The organism is Parasphingorhabdus litoris DSM 22379 (assembly GCF_020906275.1).
GTDB classification, from domain to species: domain Bacteria; phylum Pseudomonadota; class Alphaproteobacteria; order Sphingomonadales; family Sphingomonadaceae; genus Parasphingorhabdus; species Parasphingorhabdus litoris.
The window spans coordinates 710,655-727,226 of sequence record NZ_CP086727.1; the positions used below are offsets into that span (position 1 = coordinate 710,655).

General features: G+C 52.3%; 12 protein-coding genes. 7 read left to right on the top strand and 5 right to left on the bottom strand.

Annotation, left to right across the window (positions count from 1 at the left end; translation table 11 throughout):
• The first annotated feature begins 34 nt into the window (after positions 1 to 34).
• A complete protein-coding gene (locus BS29_RS03540) occupies positions 35 to 244 on the top strand; it encodes a DUF2093 domain-containing protein (protein WP_229955843.1) in 210 nt (69 codons plus the stop codon).
• Positions 241 to 1,131 (top strand): M23 family metallopeptidase, encoded by an 891-nt coding sequence (locus BS29_RS03545; RefSeq protein ID WP_229955844.1) that lies wholly within the window; start codon positions 241 to 243, stop codon positions 1,129 to 1,131. Before BS29_RS03540 ends, BS29_RS03545 begins: the two co-directional genes overlap by 4 nt.
• Positions 1,132 to 1,153: 22 nt before the next feature.
• Here BS29_RS03545 and BS29_RS03550 read toward each other — a convergent pair whose 3' ends face one another.
• Positions 1,154 to 1,717, bottom strand: a complete 564-nt coding sequence (locus BS29_RS03550) for a hypothetical protein (RefSeq protein ID WP_229955845.1) — start codon at positions 1,715 to 1,717, stop codon at positions 1,154 to 1,156.
• A 400-nt stretch (positions 1,718 to 2,117) separates the two neighbouring features.
• On the opposite strand from BS29_RS03550, the gene BS29_RS03555 reads away from it, so the two are divergent.
• The 4 genes from BS29_RS03555 to BS29_RS03570 all read left to right on the top strand — a co-directional run bounded on the left by BS29_RS03555 (position 2,118) and on the right by BS29_RS03570 (position 6,551).
• On the top strand, positions 2,118 to 5,285 hold the full coding sequence (locus tag BS29_RS03555; protein ID WP_229955846.1) for a TonB-dependent receptor domain-containing protein: 3,168 nt from the start codon (positions 2,118 to 2,120) through the stop codon (positions 5,283 to 5,285).
• Positions 5,286 to 5,403: 118 nt separating this feature from the next.
• Complete coding sequence (locus BS29_RS03560; RefSeq protein WP_229955847.1) at positions 5,404 to 5,793, top strand: hypothetical protein; 390 nt, start codon at positions 5,404 to 5,406, stop codon at positions 5,791 to 5,793.
• Between the two features lie 47 nt (positions 5,794 to 5,840).
• Positions 5,841 to 6,152, top strand: coding sequence for a hypothetical protein (locus BS29_RS03565; protein ID WP_229955848.1), 312 nt, complete (start codon positions 5,841 to 5,843; stop codon positions 6,150 to 6,152).
• Between the two features lie 90 nt (positions 6,153 to 6,242).
• Positions 6,243 to 6,551 (top strand): hypothetical protein, encoded by a 309-nt coding sequence (locus BS29_RS03570; RefSeq protein WP_229955849.1) that lies wholly within the window; start codon positions 6,243 to 6,245, stop codon positions 6,549 to 6,551.
• A 9-nt stretch (positions 6,552 to 6,560) separates the two neighbouring features.
• On the opposite strand, the gene BS29_RS03575 is transcribed toward BS29_RS03570, so the two are convergent.
• From BS29_RS03575 to BS29_RS03585, 3 genes are all read right to left on the bottom strand, one after another.
• Complete coding sequence (locus BS29_RS03575; protein ID WP_229955850.1) at positions 6,561 to 7,604, bottom strand: hypothetical protein; 1,044 nt, start codon at positions 7,602 to 7,604, stop codon at positions 6,561 to 6,563.
• 37 nt (positions 7,605 to 7,641) lie between these two features.
• Entirely contained in the window at positions 7,642 to 10,239 is a 2,598-nt protein-coding gene (gene clpB, locus BS29_RS03580) for an ATP-dependent chaperone ClpB (RefSeq protein WP_229955851.1), read from the bottom strand.
• A gap of 89 nt (positions 10,240 to 10,328) precedes the next feature.
• Entirely contained in the window at positions 10,329 to 11,912 is a 1,584-nt protein-coding gene (locus BS29_RS03585; RefSeq protein WP_229955852.1) for a leucyl aminopeptidase, read from the bottom strand.
• Positions 11,913 to 12,025: 113 nt separating this feature from the next.
• Here BS29_RS03585 and BS29_RS03590 point away from each other — a divergent pair, with 113 nt between their 5' ends.
• Entirely contained in the window at positions 12,026 to 14,221 is a 2,196-nt protein-coding gene (locus BS29_RS03590; protein ID WP_229955853.1) for an acylase, read from the top strand.
• Between the two features lie 18 nt (positions 14,222 to 14,239).
• Here BS29_RS03590 and BS29_RS03595 read toward each other — a convergent pair whose 3' ends face one another.
• A complete protein-coding gene (locus BS29_RS03595; RefSeq protein WP_229955854.1) occupies positions 14,240 to 16,474 on the bottom strand; it encodes a TonB-dependent receptor in 2,235 nt (744 codons plus the stop codon).
• Positions 16,475 to 16,572: the final 98 nt, after the last annotated feature.

Sequence of the window (16,572 nt, forward strand, 5' to 3'; positions counted from 1 at the left end):
GCGGGTAAATGGTGCGGAAGGTAAGGTTTCTCCTATGTTAATGTCCAATCGCAACAAAGTGGCAAAGCTCTATTATATGCCAAACGGGTTTCGCCCCCTTTCATCCGGCGATCATGTTTTATGTGCTGTCACAAGTGAGCAGATACCACTTGAAGATTTGCGTTACTGGAGTGTTGAGAAGCAGGAAGCTTATGCCACAGCTCAAATCTCTGCCCAGGCGCATTTGCCGGAAGGGGAAAAATGAGGCGGTTTAAGGAAAACGTGATTTTTGGTTCGGTTGCGCTGGCCGCTGTTGTTGCTACTGGACTGCCTTTGTCATCTATATCGGCCGAAACCGCTGAAGCCGAAGCAGAAGAATCGGCCTTTCGTCAGGCTGTCAAATTCGGGTTTACTGGGCAAGAAATTCAGGGCGGCGTGATGCTGGGCAATGCGCCCGCTGGCACGCAAAGCCTATCTTTTGACGGCCAACCGGTACCTATCGATGAAGATGGCAAATTCATCATCGCCTTCAACCGGGACGCTGGTCAATCCGCGGAAATGATTGCGACGCTGGAAAATGGCGAAACGGTCAAGAAATTTTTCAACGTCGCACCACGCAATTGGAAGATTGAACATGTCAATATTGCTCGTCGGAGCGGTGGGCCGAGCGCAGCCTTCATGGCGCGCCGTCGTCCGGAATTGGCGCAGATCAATGCCGCGCGTCAGGTGAGAAGTGGCAGCAAAGGTTGGCGACAGACTTTTATCTGGCCGGCCAAAGGTCGTATCTCCGGGATGTTTGGGTCACAGCGCGTTTATAAGGGCGAGCCCGGCAGCTATCATAGCGGTGTCGATGTCGCTGGTCGTACCGGAACATATTTTGTCGCGCCAGCCGATGGTGTTGTAACACTAGCGGCGACAAAGCCATTTTCGCTGGAAGGCAAGCTGCTCATGATCGATCATGGCATGGGATTGAACAGCGCCTTTCTCCACGCCTCCGAGATACTTGTTAAAGAAGGTCAGGAAGTGAAGCGCGGAGAGCCCATTGGGCGCATCGGTGCTACGGGCCGCGCAACCGGACCGCATCTGCACTGGTCCATGAAATGGAACAATGCGCGTATCGATCCCATCTTGCTGACTGGGCCGATGCACTAAATCGGCGATTTGAGCGAGCGGCTCAATTCACGATCCGCTTGACTTTAAAAGCCCGGCCATCATTCACCTTGGCTACAAAGCTACCAAGGGACCCGCGTTTGATAACGATACTGTCCCCAACTTTGGGTCTTCGCGATGTGCTCCGGGGAGGCTGTGTTTGCTGCCAGGTCGCCCCATCTTCCAGCTTGATTGTCCATTTCCCGCCGCGTGCGGCGCGGGCAGATGCGATTTTGCCCTCAATCTGATTAATTTGATCACCTTCATCACCGCCTCCATCAAATAGTTTGATGCGAGGCAATGAAAGGCCAAAGAGGCCGCGTCTGGCTTCGCGCACCTGCTTCCGATCGGCGATGACGACTTCATTGTTCGACTGCGCGGTTTCTAGCGCGGCCACTTTTTCATCAAAGCAGGCCAGCCTTTGTTCAGCATCGGAGATGTTTTTGCAGGCCACTAGGTCAGTATAGATGGCGGGGGGTGTTGATACGGTCTTGTCTTTGTCTGCAGCCATTGTCGGAGCGCCGAAGGCAAGAGATGCACATATCAATGCAGAATATATAGTACTGCGTTTGATTTTTACGTCGTTCATTTTTTACTCCATCGCAGCTCGATATGTTTACAATTGTCTAGCTTCTTTATTAGCCATGAAAATGCATATGTTTCTGAAAGTTTGGAAAGTTTGCTTGATGGTAGGCAAGCTGAATGGAAGAAATAGACCAATTTCCGGACGCTGAACAGAGCGAATATTTCTAAGCATACATAAAAATAGCTGTGCGCTGCCCGTACCATGACTGTGACAAAATAGTTACATTATCTACAAAACCGCGCCTGAAACCTGAACATGAGCTTTACAGTATTGTGCAATTCCGGCATCTGCCAGCCATTCCGATGGGATTTTGCGCGTGTCCAAAACGTGTGTGATTCGATTGGGCAACAAAGAAGCGGGCCATTGGGGGCCCTGCTCCTCCAGAATAAGGGACTGGAATAACATGAAAAAATTTACGAAGCTGATGAGCGGTACGGCACCAGTGGTGCTTGGCCTCGCTATGGTTTCAGCACCTGCGCACGCGCAGGACCAAGACGCACAAGAAGCGGATGCGGCAGATGAGGAAGTCATCGTCGTTACCGGTTCTCGTATCAGCAACCCGAACCTTGAGCTGTCTAGCCCGGTCGGCGTTGTTACCTCTGAAGAACTAGAACTGCGTCAGACGAACGTTGCTGAGCAGTTCCTGCGTGAACTGCCAAGTGCAATTCCAAGCATCGGTTCTGCCGTGAACAATGGTAACGGTGGTTCGTCCTTCGTTAACTTGCGCGGCATTGGCTCGGTCCGTAACCTTGTTTTGTTGGACGGACGTCGTTTCGTTCCTGCTGACACCACAGGCCGTGTCGACCTTAACTCCATCCCATTGGCAGTTATTGAGCGTACGGACGTTTTGACCGGTGGTGCAACGACCACTTATGGTGCTGACGCAATTTCTGGTGTTGTTAACTTTATCACCAAGCGTGATTTTGCTGGCATCGAATTGAATCTGTCTGAGCAGATCACAGAGCAAGGCGACGGCAACGTATTCCGTGCAGATCTGACCATTGGTGCTAACTTCGACGATGGTCGCGGTAACGCGGTCCTGAGTGTTGGTTATCAGGATCAGGACGCTGTTTTTCAAGGTGACCGTTCTTTTGGTGAATTCAACGTGAACTCGTTCAATGGCAACCCTGGCGGTTCGTCAAACGCAGTTCCTGCGAATGTTATTTTCAACAGTTTGATCGACCCGGCTACAATTTGCGATCCGGCGACACTGGCAGATCCAGACAATGAAGATCTTTGTCCGACAATTACAGGTAGCTTCCTGAGAGATGGTCAGCAGAGTACATTTACGGGTCTTGGCTTTACTGGAGGCGTCTCTGCACAGTTAAATGGCGATGGTTCAGACATCATTTCAAACGACCCAACAAATCTGTTGGATAATGGTGAATTTAACCCGACACCGTTTAACTTTAACCCGTTCAACATTTTTCAGACGCCTTTCGAGCGGTTTAACATTTTCGGTTCTGCGCGTTATGAGTTGAATGAAAATATCGAACTTTATTCTCAGGCTGCATTCTCGAAACAAACCGTTTCGACCATTATCGCACCTGGCGGTTCATTCTTTAACACGTACACGTTTAACCTGAACAACCCTAACATTCCGGAAGCTCTTGCTGAGCGGATTGGTGCGGGTCTGGGATTGACTGGTGCGGCTTATCTCGCTGCACGTAATACGCAGTTTGGTCCTACTGGCGATCTTGATGGCGATCCTAGCACACCAGACGTAGCAAACCCGGATTATACAACATTCCAGGCACAAGTTCGTCGTCGTACGGTAGAAGTTGGTACGCGTAATTCCGAATTCACCTCGACGTTGTTCAACATCGTAGTCGGCGCGCGCGGTGCCATCACTGACAACATCAACTATGATGTTTCAGCTACTTATGGTGAGAGTGAGCGTATCCAGCGCCAGAGCGGCTTTGCTCGTCGCGCGCGGATTGACAATGCTATCCTCGCATTGCCAGACGGCACTTGTGTCAATGGTGGTGGCGACGGTTGTGTGCCGATCAACTTCTTCGGTACGCTCGGCAACCTCGGCCCTCAGGAAGCTCAGGATTATGTCTTTAACCTGACGCAACAAGTGATTACGGGTACATCTATCGCAACGGTCAACGGCACTGTTTCCGGTGATCTGGGCTTTGGTTTCTCGGAAACCCCGATCCAGTTTGCGGTTGGCGGCGAGTATCGTGAATTTACAGCAACCCGTTTGTCGGATGAAGCTTCGCAGACGCCAGGCGCTGTTGTCGGTGGTGGCGGTGCTGCTCCTGACATCAACGGTTCTTATGATGTGTATGATGCATTCGCCGAAGTCAGCATTCCAGTTTTTGAAGGTGAGTCGTTCGCTGAAAGTTTGACCATCGATCTGGGTGCTCGTTACTCCGATTACTCAACTGCTGGAACCGAGTTTACCTGGAAAGCAGGCGGTAGCTGGGAAGTGATTCCTGGTCTTACCTTCCGCGGTAACTACCAGCGTTCATCACGCGCACCGAATATTGGTGAGCTGTTCACGCCGGTATCTACTCAGTTGAGCAACCTTGCTAATGATCCATGTCAGGGACCTGTGACAAACGACGATGGAACTGTGACTGGCAGTATTCCAACCGGAGATTTGCTGGCAGCTTGTTTGCTTCAGGTGCCTGCAGGTAGTGACGGTGCCGCCGCGATTGCATCAGGTAACGTTGCTCCACCAGCTGCGGGTCAGATCAACATCACAACCGGTGGCAATCTAGAACTCGGTACGGAAACAGCGAAAACATGGACTGTTGGTGTTGCATGGCAACCTGACTTCGTTCCTGGCCTGTCGGTCACTCTTGATTATTTCAATATCAAAGTCACCGAAGCGATTTCTGCGCCTACTCCGGGTGATGCGATCGCCGCATGTTTCGATGCGCCATCTGCTACCAACGAGTTCTGCGGGCAAGACTTTATCTCTCGTAGTGCCTTTACGGGTGGACTTGATGGTGACCCTGCTGCGGTTCTGGGGTTGATCCTTCCTCAGACCAACGATGGTACGATTGAAACCGACGGTATTGATCTGAGTATTCGTTACAATACACCGGTCACCGATAGCATTGATCTGGCGATGTCATTTGACGGAACATGGACCAACAAAAACTTGTTCCAAGCCAGTTCGCGGTCGCTTAACCGTGAATGTGTTGGTTTCTACTCGGTCAACTGTAACCCGCAGTCAGAATTTGCGTTCACGCAGCGGACATCGTTGACGTTTGAAGAAGACTTCACATTGTCTCTGCGCTGGCGCTTCCTGAGTGGTGTTGAACAAGAGCCACAGGACATTATTGATAACGGCGAAGCCTTTATCGGTAATTCTCCACTGTTTGGCGATGTCGACTTCACCAAGATCCCATCAGAAAGCTATTTCGATCTGACGGGTCAATGGGACATTAGCGACAATGTGTTGCTGACCGTTACGGTGCAGAACCTGTTCGATAACTCGCCTACCGTAGTTGGTTCGAACATTGGTTCGACAGCGTTCAACTCGGGCAACATCTACCCATCAAGCTACGACGCACTGGGTCGTCGCTATGGTGCTAGTGTTAAATTCAGCTTCTAATCCAAGCGATTAGTACTGAAATGAAGAGGGCGGGCCGTTTGGTCCGCCCTTTTTCGTTGCACATCAATGTAAATTTGATACTATTTCTAATTGGGAGTGCACGTGGAGGGCGTCTAAGATGAAAGCAGCGGTGATGACAATAAAAGTCGCAATTCTTGTTGCGATGACTTCCACTATCAATCCTGCTTTGGCTTCGGTTCAACAGAACTCAATGGCTATTCAACAGGAAGACGCATCGCCATCTGGATTGATTATCGTTAAAATGCTGCCGCCAGAGCAGCAATCAGAAGTACTGCAGCACGAAACGCAGACCACTCCATCAAAGAAAATTACCGATCGCCGTCATCCTGAATATGTACGTTGCAGGATAGAGCCAGTAGCGAGTTCGATTTTGAAGAAACGGCGGGTTTGCATGACCAATCGCGAATGGAAATTAGCCATAAGGTTAGGCAACAAATACGCCACGGAATTTGTTGCCGACAATCAACCAGGTTTTTTTGTTCCATAAAGATGCACTAGGCATCTTCCCCTCACTATAATTGTAATGGAGTATCTATGAAGATTTTAATTCGAACAGCAGCGATCGCCTCTATTTCTGCGCTTGCAATATCTACCCCTTCTGCTTTTGCGGGCGAGACAGCCACTGTGGAAGATGTAGCTAAGAAAGAGAAGCCGAAAAAAATTACTGATCGCAAACATCCTGATTATGTTCGCTGCCGCTCTGAACCTATAATGGGCTCTTTGGCGCGTAAAAGGAGAGTGTGCATGACCAACCGGGAGTGGGTTGCTCATAATCTTGAAGGCAGCAAACGCTCTCGCGAATTCGTGGATGACAATCAACCAAGCTTCGCGCCGGGAAATAATTGAACGAATTAAGAATGATAGCCAAGGGATTGTTTTGTCAGTTCAATCCCACGATCGGTCACTCTTAGCGGCTATCGCGTAAAAGGAATGCTTATGAATATTCTCGTTCGAACTGCTATGGTTATTTCTTTATCTGCTTCAGCTGTTCACGTGCCCTCTGCTCTTGCATTAGAAGAGGGAACGGTGGAAGAAACGGAAAAGAAAAAGCCGAAGAAAATTACTGATCGCCGTCATCCCGATTATGTCCGGTGTCGCTCCGAACCGATTATCGGGTCGCTCTCCCGAAAGCGCCGGATATGTATGACCAATGCTCAGTGGGTTGCTTACAAACGCAAAGGTAGCCAGGATTCTAAGCAATTCGTCGAGGACAGTCAGCCTGGTTTTATGGCTACGCCAAATTAGGTTAGGCGATCAGGTGAGAGCGGATCCGATTGCCATTTTGATCCCCTGACTCTCTGCCACGGCATTGGCCCATGTCGCGACCATGCTGATTTCGGCCCCGTGGACTTGCTCTACTTGTTGCTGTTCTTCTGCGCGAGCGCTGGCGTTGAAGACTTCCCCTTCTTTTGCCTGATCGAGCTTTGAATGGCTCGTGAAGGCGGGGCCATCTATAACTGCCTTGATCTGTGCCTCATTCATTCCTAATCCATAAAGATCGGACAGCGCTGTTATAGTTGCCGGTGATTGCGCCAAAAACGTGTCGCTATCGAGTGTTTTGACTCGATCTGGACCAACTTCATTGATGATCTTCGCGAAAAGCGCATGCTGCGAGAGCCAGCCGATAGCAGCAACCTGTAAATCAGTCAGTTGCAGTAGCTCGTCCTGAGAAAATCCACCGATCGCATAGCCATCTTTCAACGTCCCGATCAGAACGTCGCGCACCCAGATCCGGCCCCACATTTCCTTTTTGGCAATGGATTTAAGAAAGCCCTCAATTGGCGCATAGAGAAGCAAAGCCTTGGCGTCTGGGCGCATCTTCAGCATCTCAATGGCCAACGGATTACAAATATTCGACGGTTTAATGATAACCGCTCGGTCTTCTCCGAATGGGCGAGATAGCAGGGTGAGGCTTTGGTCAATTACCTCTCTTTGCCTCGCTGCATCCGCGCCGCGCCGCCGCCATCCAATCATGTCATTCAGAACGACAGGTTCTTTTAGCCCCATGGAAACGCCCTCTATATCGAAGGCGCGGGCGAGCATGGTGGAACAGCAATAGGCCGAATGAAAGATGAAATGAATGGGCGCTGTTGGTGGTGAGGCTTGCGTAACCTCTGACCCTCTGATCGTTTGGTATTGCTCAATATTGGGCAGATGCTCATCCGTGATGAATGTGCATTGTCGATGTACATCGCGCGGAACGGATAGAAACCGAAAAGCGTCATTCACTTCATCGTAGCGATGGGCCAGATAGCTGGCATCATCCAATATTTCGTTTTTTTGCACAGTGCTGATCATGGACACCATCTGCCCAAGATCAGCACTGTGCGCAAGATCAAGCTGCTTTGGCTTCTGCTACCGCTTCCATCTTCAATGCACCATCGCCTTCTTCGATCTGCAAAGTGGCGCCATCGGGCACGTCACCGCGCAATATCATATCAGCCAGTGGGTCTTGCAGATATTTCTGAATCGCGCGTTTTAACGGCCTCGCCCCGTAAACGGGATCATAGCCGACCCGGCCGAGCCAACGTTTGGCGGCGTCGGACAGATCCAGGACGATCTTACGATCCTTGAGCAGTTTCTGAACCCGTGCGACCTGAATCTCGACAATTGGTGCCATATGTTCTTCGGCGAGTCTGTGGAACAGGATGATTTCGTCGAGCCGGTTGAGAAATTCGGGCCGGAAATGGGAACGAACAACTTCCATAACTTGCGGTTCAATATCCTTGACCGTCTGGTCCTCGGTCATGTTCGCCATATACTGGCTGCCGAGATTCGACGTCAGAATGATCAGCGTGTTCGAAAAATCAACGACGCGGCCCTGACCATCGGTCAGGCGGCCATCATCAAGCACCTGCAGCAGCACGTTAAAGACATCACCATGGGCCTTCTCAACCTCATCAAACAGGATGACCTGATAAGGCCGTCTGCGCACAGCTTCGGTCAGCACGCCGCCTTCTTCATATCCGACGTAACCGGGAGGCGCACCGATCAGGCGAGCGACGCTGTGCTTCTCCATGAATTCGGACATATCGATACGGACCATGGCCTGGTCATCATCGAACAGGAAACCGGCAAGCGCCTTGGTCAGCTCAGTCTTGCCGACACCGGTGGGGCCGAGGAAAAGGAAGCTGCCAAGTGGGCGATTGGGATCCTGCAAACCGGCCCGAGAACGGCGGACGGCAGCAGAGACTGCGTCAATCGCATCTTTCTGGCCAATGACCCGCTTGCCGATCAGCTCTTCCATGGCGAGCAGTTTTTCGCGCTCGCCCTCGAGCATTTTATCAACAGGGATACCGGTCCAGCGAGAAACGACTGAGGCAATATCCTCGCTGACGACCTCTTCGCGCAGCATGGCGCCTTCAGTGGCATCTGCAGCCTGCTCCAGTTTCTTCTCAAGGTCGGGAATTTTGCCATAACTCAGCTCACCGGCCTTGGCGAGATCACCTGCACGTTCGGCTTGTTCCAGTTCCAGACGCGCCGCGTCCAGTTCCTCTTTCAGATGGGCCTCGGCATGGATCTTGTCCTTCTCGCCCTGCCAGCGGGTGGTGAGTTCGGTGGATTCCTGTTCTAGTTCGGCCAATTCCTTTTCCAAGGCTTCGAGACGGCTTTTAGACGCATCATCGCTTTCCTTGGACAGGGCCTCGCGCTCAATTTTCATCTGGATGATCCGCCGATCGAGTGTCTCAATCTCTTCGGGTTTGGACTCGACTTCCATACGGATGCGTGAGGCGGCTTCGTCCATCAAGTCGATGGCCTTGTCGGGCAGAAACCGGTCGGAAATATAGCGATGGGACAGGGTGGCCGCGCTAACCAGCGCACCATCTGTAATGCGTACACCATGGTGCAGCTCATATTTTTCTTTAAGCCCGCGCAGGATCGAAATGGTATCCTCTACCGTCGGCTCGCCGATAACAACGGGCTGGAAACGACGCTGCAGGGCAGGGTCTTTCTCGACATGTTTCTGATACTCATCCAGCGTGGTCGCACCAATGCAATGCAACTCACCGCGCGCCAGAGCGGGTTTGAGCAGATTGGACGCATCCATCGCGCCTTCAGATGCGCCTGCGCCAATCAGCGTATGCATCTCATCAATGAACAGGATGATCTCACCCTCTGCGCCGCGCACTTCATCCAGCACACCTTTAAGCCGTTCCTCAAACTCGCCGCGATATTTCGAGCCGGCAATGAGCGCGCCCATGTCGAGCGCCATCAAGCGGCGGTCTTTCAGGCTGTCCGGTACATCACCATTGGCAATGCGCAGGGCCAGTCCTTCGGCAATCGCCGTCTTGCCAACGCCGGGTTCACCGATCAGAACCGGGTTATTCTTGGTGCGCCGCGCCAAAATCTGGATTGTACGGCGGATTTCCTCATCACGGCCGATCACGGGATCCATCTTGCCTTCGCGAGCTGCTTCGGTGAGATCGCGGGCAAATTTCTTCATGGCTTCATAGCGATCTTCAGCAGAAGCGGTGTCAGCCGTGCGGCCACCACGCAATTCGTTGATCGCGCCGTTCAGGGCTTCGGCTGTTACGCCCGCACTGCCCAACGCTTTTCCGGCGGCCGTGTCCTTGGATAGGGTAAGGGAGAGCAATAACCGTTCAACGGTTACAAAGCTGTCGCCTGCTTTCTCGGCAACCTGTTCGGCTTGGTCCAGCACACGCACTGCGTCATTATTGAGGCCCGGCGTCTGTTGTGCACCGCTACCGGATACCGCGGGAATTTTTGCTAGCGCACCATCTATTTCCAGGTGCGCCTGTTTGGCGTTACCCCCAGCTTTAGCGATCAGGCCAGCCGCCATACCCTGATCGTCTTCCAACAAAGCCTTGAGCAAATGCGCGGCGGTAATCTGTTGGTGGTTCATGCGAATGGCCACTGTCTGGGCCGATTGCAAAAACCCTTTGGCGCGGTCGGTAAATTTCTCGAGATTCATTGTCCCGTTCCCTCATTCCTGTTTCTCACTCGATATGGAGTGATCTTTTTATCACACAAGGGAGCGGGACAAATATTTGTTACAAAAGCCTAATTGGTGGTCCAATCGCGGGCAAGTTGATCGAGCAAGCGAACACCATATCCAGAGGCTCCTTTGGGCGTCAGTGGTTTTGCAGAATTATTCCAATCCACACCTGCAATATCAAGATGTGCCCAAGGCATTGATTCATCAATAAAATAGCCGATAAAATGGGCCCCGGCGCTCGCGCCCGGCGCATCCGTAACACCTGAATTTTTTACATCGGCAATGTCCGAACGGATGGCCTTGGCATAGGCTGGATGCAGGGGCAGCCGCCATAGATGCTCACCGGTTTCGTCAGCGGCTTTCAGCAGACGATCAGCAATTGCATCCTCCCGCGCAAATAGCCCCGCATATTGATCACCGACCGCGCGTCCGACTGACCCGGTTAGGGTTGCGATATCGACCAGCGCGAAAGGCTTATAGCGATCCGCCACATATTGCACGGCATCGGCAAGCACCAAACGGCCCTCCGCATCGGTGCTGAGAATCTCGATCGTCTTGCCGCCATAGGTCCGCACCACGTCACCGGGTCGCTGAGCATTGGCACCGGGCATATTTTCGGCCAGCGCGGCAACCGCCACAATGTTGACTGGCGCGCGGCTCTTGGCCAGCGACAAAGTCGCGCCCATCACGGCTGCAGCGCCAGACATGTCAGCCTTCATGGCCCACATGCCCTTGTTCGGCTTGATTGAAATGCCGCCGGTATCAAAAGTGATCCCCTTGCCTGCGAGAGCCAGCGGTGCACCGCTGCCGCCAGTATAGCGAACGACCATCATCCGTGATCCGCGCGGGCTGCCCTGACCGACACCGACAATCGCGCCCATATTCATTTTGCGCATTGCTGCTTCATCGAGAATTTCGATGCGGATATTGGGAACGCCTTTGAAGGCAGCACTAATCCGGTCAACAAAGCTCTGTGGGTAAAGTGTATTGGCAGGTTCGCTTTGCAGATCACGGGCCATTCTAACGCTGTCGGCGAGATGCTTGTGGCGATTGTTCCACAACGCCTGTGCCGCCGATGCCTGGGATCCAGACACTGTTACTTTTTGGCGGGCAAGGGCAGTTTCGACATCTGTCTGATACCGATCAAACCGATATTGGCCGAGATCCAAACCAAGTGCCGCTTCTGCCATACCAGCTGCATCCGGTGGTCCAACCAGTGCAAGCTCTGCATCTTCTGTCATCAGCTTTTGCACGGCCTTGCCCGAGGCTGATTTCCAATCCGCTCCTCTGTCATCTGGTTTGGCCGCGCCGGAGAGCATGATCAGGGGACGTGCACCAATGCCGCGCAGCTTTAGAACGCTTCCCATCTTTCCTGTGAAATCAGCAGACGCTATGGCTGCTTCAAGGGCTGTGCGTTCGGCAGAAGAAAGGGTCGTGGTGGCCGGTAATGCAGCACTTTCCATCAGGATGATCAGGCCAGCATTGGCGGGAGCCTGCTCGGCAAATGCAATGGGACGCTCTGTGCTGTTGGGGGCCGTGCTGGCTGGTACACCCGATCCGATGACATTTTGCGCTGTTGCCGGCGCTGCTATTGTGAGTGCGGACAAGGCAGAGAAAAGGGCAAGGCGAGAAAGTTGCAGTTTTGGCATGAACGATCCTTTGTGACTGTAATGATCGGGAGGCTACCCGGTTGACCAATGTCACAACATTGCGCAAGAACGATGGAAGGGCAAGGTCGGTTGTCATAGAAAAAGGAAATGAAATGAAGGCGATCAAGCGGATTGGAATGGGGTTATTGATCCTGATTTTGCTGGTCGCCGTCGCGCTGGCCGTTTGGGAGCCGATGAGCATTTCACCCGTGTCACCGCCACCCGAGAAAGACTATAAGGCGCGCATTGTTCGCGACAATTTTGGCGTGCCGCATATTTTCGGCAAGACCGATGCCGATGTCGCCTACGGCGTTGCCTATGCCCATGCCGAGGATGACTTCATGACCCTGCAAGAGGTGACGGCGATGACCCGCGGACGCCTCGCCACACTGAACGGAGCGGACGGCGCGCCGATTGATTTTGTTGCGGCACTGCTGGATGTCGATGGCACAGTGAAGCGTAAATATGACGATCTGCCCGAGGATGTCCGCGCGGTGCTGGACGGCTATGCTTCGGGCTTGAACGCTTATGCCGAGGAACATCCGGATGAAGTTACTCTATCAAAGCTGTTTCCGGTCAATGGCCGCGATATTGCCGCCGGTTTCGCCCTGCGCTCACCGTTCTTCTTTGGTCTTAATGGCCCGATACAGGCGCTAACTGAGGGCAAACCGTTGCGCCGGGAAGGCGGTCCCAGTCTGGCCGTGCCGATTGAAAACCGGACTGTGCACCCGCTTAGTGAGGACAAGATCATTACGCCGGTAGGACCGGATCCAGATGAAAATGGGTCAAACGCCTATGCCATTGCACCGGAGCGTTCGACCGATGACAAGACCAGGCTGATTTCCAATTCCCACCAGCCTCTGCGCGGTAATGTCGCGTGGTATGAACTGGTTGTACATAGCGAAGAAGGCTGGGACTTTGCTGGCGCTAATTTCCCGGGATCACCGTTTCCGTTTCTTGGGCACAACAAAAATCTGGGCTGGACCAACACCGTCAATCGGCCTGACCTTATCGATGTCTATAAGCTCTCGCTGAATGAAAAGGGCAATGCCTATAAATATGATGGTGAATGGTTGCCGCTGGAGAAAAAGCGCGTTTGGCTGAAAATCAAATATGGCCCCTTTGTCATTCCCTATCCGCAGATGATTTATCGGTCTGTCCATGGGCCAGTGATCATGAACGGCAATGGCGCCTATGCGCTGCGCTATGCCGGCATGGATCAGCTTGACATGCTGACCCAATATTACCGGATCAATAAGGCGCAGGATTTTGATGAATGGCAAACGGCCATGGCGGGGCAGGGTGTACCGGCGACCAATTTCATCTATGCGGATGCCAAAGGTAATATCGGCATGTTCTATAACGCCATGTTCCCTGACCGCGCGCCCGGTTTTGACTGGCGGACGGTGTTGCCGGGCGATAATCCAAAGGCGGTGTGGCAGAATACATTGCCGTTTACGCGGGTTCCGGCTCTAATCAATCCAGGCTCCGGCTATGTCATGAATGCGAATAACACGCCTTATGTTGCGGCCGGCCCTGGTGATGAACTGGATCCCGACAATTTTTCGCCGCTAATGGGCATTGAAGATGACCAGACCAACCGCTCACGCCGGTCCATTGAACTGCTCGAAGCCAATGGCAAGATCGGTGAAGCAGAAATCCGCCGGATCAAATATGATACGGCCTATGTGCAGGCCGGCTATGCCAAAGACTGGCTCGACAAGATTGCAGCGCTGGACCTGAGCGACGATCCGGAACTGGCCAAGGCCCAAGCATTGCTCGCCAAATGGGACTGGGATCTGGATGGCAAGGGCCAGGCGGACGCACTGGCTCTTAAAGTTTTACGTCCAGCGAACAAAGCACATTACCAGCGCGGCGAGGTGCCGGATCCACGAGAAATATTGCAAGAGACAGTCGATCATCTGAACCAATATTTCGATCGTATCGATCCGCCGATGCTCGAGGTGCTTCGCCTACGGCAAGGGGATGTCGACCTGCCGATTGATGGTGGCAATGACACGATCCGCGCATCGACTCTCTGGGATATAGATGATGACGGCCGCCTGTCCGTTCGTCATGGTGACAGCTTCGTCATGTTTGTTGAGTGGGACAAGGATGGCGGCGTTACGTCCCGGTCCATCCAGCCGTTCGGAGCTGCGACGACGCGTCCTAACAGTCCGCACTATACTGATCAGATGCAGCTATTTGTGGACAAGAAGCTGAAACCCGTATGGTTTGATCCCAAGGAGTTGGAGAAAAACAAGGCCAGCGAGAAGGTAGTCGGAAGCGCTGGCGGCGCTGCACGATAGTGGAGTGATGCCAATTCCTTAAAAATCTAGATCAAGCCGCAGTGCAAAGGTTCGCTCTGCGCCCAATCTGGAAAATTCATCTCCCGGTGCGTTCACGCTGAGCGACGTAAAATATTGCTCGTCAAATAGATTGCGCACATAACCACTTAGCCGGACGCCTTCAGCAAACTCGTAACCAATGCGCGCATTAACTAGGATTCGATCACCGAAATAGTTCGAGTCAAAATTCTCATTGTCTTGGAAGGTTTTTGACTGGAAATTGGCGTCCACACCGCCAAACAAACCGAAAGCGCTATTATACGCGATACCAGCGTTGGCCGACCAGCGCGGGGCAAACGGGAATCGATTGCCAGCAAAATTTGCCTGGTTGGCTTCACTTTCGGGTACTGCTGGATCAAAATTACCATTGGGGAAATCATCAAATTCGGTGAAGGAATATCCCAAACCACCATAGATCTCGAGTTCTGGAGTTATGTTAAAGCTGATGTCGGTCTCGACGCCATAAAGCGTCGAACTTCCTGCATTTTGGGTCAGCCCAAATGTCGGAAACTGTGGAACAGGTATGCTGACTTGCTGATCCGACCAGTCGGAATAATAGATATTTGCATTCCACTTCAGCCGTCCATCGAGCCAGGTGCTGCGCATGGCCAGCTCATAGTTCCAGAGATACTCGGGCTCAAATTCGTTGATGCTTCCATCAACGACGAAAATCTGGGCACCGCCAGCGCGATAGGCCCGCTGGGCCACAAATGACAGATTGAAGTCGTCATTGGGTGACCAACGAATGCCGCCTTTCGGCAACCATGCCTCGAATTTGGCGCCCACCCCCTGGATGGAGGTGCCGGCCTGGCTCACGAGTATTTGCTCTACAAAGGGCGGAAGCGCTGGCAATGGCGGGTTGGCAATTGCCGTTGTCGCAACTGCCAATGTGTCGGTTTTCTCATTATCGTAACGCAGGCCAAAAAGCAGATCGATCGTATCTGTCAGAGCAAATTCACCATCTGTGAAGACAGCATAATTGCGCGTTTCGACAGTGTTGATCGCTGATCGGCTGATGAGAATACTTGCCGGGAATATCGGCCCCAAAACGGCTGCTGAGATAACGAAATCGTCGTCAAAGACATTATTATTGTCGAAATAGTAAAAACCGAGCAGGGCCTTGAACCGGTCAGATTGATATTTCAGCCGCACTTCTTGAGAGATTGTTTCGTCGGTTCCCTCTCGGTTCAGAAAACCGAGTGAGGCCGGTGAACCATCAAAGTCTTCGCGTCTGACATAATGTGTGTCTTGATAGGTGCTGATCGATTGTAAATCGAGGCCATCCACAAGCCCAAGGCTCACATTAATCGATTGGATAAAAGTGTCGGTTCCTTCCAGACCGGCGAAATCATAAGCCACTTCGCGTATAACACTTCCGGGATCAAAACTGCCGTCAGCTTGCCGCCCGCTGACAGGATTGACATTATCCTCTCCAGCGAAATTTTCGGTATAGGAACTGGTCGTAATAATTTTCAATTCATCCGCCGGTTCCATCAGCAATTTGAGGCGAACGGTTTTCAGCTCCGTTGCATCGGCCTGTTCATCTAAAAAGGTGTTGAAAATAAAGCCATCGCTCTCGCGATAATTGGCTGATACGCGGAAGGCGAAACTGTCTTCCACAATCGGTCCGCCAAAGGCGCCTGCAATCTGAAGCTGGCCATTATTACCAATCTCACCGCGAGCGCGCACATCCCATTCGTAAGTCGGGTCCTGTGTACGCACATATATCGCCCCCGCCAGAGCGTTGCGCCCGAAATTGGTCGATTGAGGGCCGCGATAAACTTCGACTTGACCCAGATCCCAGCTATCTAAAGGTCCGAAGAATGTAGTCTGGTTATCCAATGGGGAATCGTCGACATAAATAGTCAGCGTGGCACCGCCACCGGCAATACCGCGCTGATCGATGCCGCGGATAGCAAAGCCGGCGCCGCCGAAAGACGAGGTAACATTGGGAATGCGGTCCACAATGTCATAAAGATCGGTAATGGGCTCTCGGGTGATATCTTCGGCTGTTGTCACACTCACGCTCGATGTCACATCTTGCAGTGACTGTTCAAACTTCTGGCCCGTTACGACAATGATATTGTCGTCCTGTTCGCTGGCCGTTTCCAATTGGGTTTCATCCGAAACTTCCGCGGCCTGAGCGATAGAAGAATGCGCCGTTGCCAAAGCAAGCGCGGTAAAAGACGTTCGACAGACCATAGATATTTTCACCGAAACCCCCATTGCAACCGCCATCAATGCGAATGACTCGCAATAACAAAGCCTGCCTTTAATAATAATGATTCTCATTTACAAGTGTGAAGTTGAAT

Coding starts and splice junctions, on each gene's coding strand:
- BS29_RS03590 (WP_229955853.1), top strand. CDS start 12,026: ATGAAGGCGATCAAGCGGATTGGAATGGGGTTATTGATCCTGATTTTG.
- BS29_RS03585 (WP_229955852.1), bottom strand. CDS start 11,912: ATGCCAAAACTGCAACTTTCTCGCCTTGCCCTTTTCTCTGCCTTGTCC.
- BS29_RS03570 (WP_229955849.1), top strand. CDS start 6,243: ATGAATATTCTCGTTCGAACTGCTATGGTTATTTCTTTATCTGCTTCA.
- BS29_RS03550 (WP_229955845.1), bottom strand. CDS start 1,717: ATGAACGACGTAAAAATCAAACGCAGTACTATATATTCTGCATTGATA.
- BS29_RS03555 (WP_229955846.1), top strand. CDS start 2,118: ATGAAAAAATTTACGAAGCTGATGAGCGGTACGGCACCAGTGGTGCTT.
- BS29_RS03560 (WP_229955847.1), top strand. CDS start 5,404: ATGAAAGCAGCGGTGATGACAATAAAAGTCGCAATTCTTGTTGCGATG.
- BS29_RS03565 (WP_229955848.1), top strand. CDS start 5,841: ATGAAGATTTTAATTCGAACAGCAGCGATCGCCTCTATTTCTGCGCTT.
- BS29_RS03575 (WP_229955850.1), bottom strand. CDS start 7,604: ATGATCAGCACTGTGCAAAAAAACGAAATATTGGATGATGCCAGCTAT.
- BS29_RS03545 (WP_229955844.1), top strand. CDS start 241: ATGAGGCGGTTTAAGGAAAACGTGATTTTTGGTTCGGTTGCGCTGGCC.
- BS29_RS03540 (WP_229955843.1), top strand. CDS start 35: ATGTTAATGTCCAATCGCAACAAAGTGGCAAAGCTCTATTATATGCCA.
- clpB (WP_229955851.1), bottom strand. CDS start 10,239: ATGAATCTCGAGAAATTTACCGACCGCGCCAAAGGGTTTTTGCAATCG.